Origin of the sequence: Hyphomonas oceanitis SCH89, from assembly GCF_000685295.1 — a bacterium.
GTDB classification, from domain to species: domain Bacteria; phylum Pseudomonadota; class Alphaproteobacteria; order Caulobacterales; family Hyphomonadaceae; genus Hyphomonas; species Hyphomonas oceanitis.
Genome location: NZ_ARYL01000169.1, coordinates 1 through 463, shown reverse-complemented (window position 1 = coordinate 463; position 463 = coordinate 1). Strand labels below are relative to the sequence as shown.

1 protein-coding gene is annotated in these 463 nt (G+C 59.6%); it reads left to right on the top strand.

Annotated features, from left to right (window positions below; translation table 11 throughout):
- On the top strand, positions 1–463 hold a 463-nt coding region (locus tag HOC_RS20770), incomplete at both ends, for a phytanoyl-CoA dioxygenase family protein (protein WP_162174916.1).

The following is a 463-nucleotide window of genomic DNA, read 5'->3' as shown; positions in this document are numbered from 1 at the left end:
CAAATTGCCGCCAGCCTGCTCGATGCGCGCTACCTGAATTTCTGGGAAGACACGACATTTGTGAAGGCGCCCCATACGCGCCAGAAGACAGCCTTTCACCAGGATCTCGCCTATTTCCAGATCGAGGGCGACCAATGCGTGATCGTCTGGATCCCGCTTGACGCTGCAAGCCTGGACAATGGCGTCACCCAATATGTCAGAGGCTCGCACAAGTGGGGCCAGGTCTTCGCGCCGAACGTGTTCGTGTCCCAGACACCTTTCCAGTCATCTCCTGAAGGTCGCTGTCCGGACATAGAATCCGCGCCGGAGGACTATGACATTGTCTCCTTCGCGGTGGAGCCCGGGGATGTCATCATCCATCATGTGATGACGGTCCACGGCGCCGGCGGCAACACGTCCGATAGCTGGCGGCGGGCGGTATCGTTTCGCTATTGCGGAGACCAGGTCCGGTACCTGGACCGGA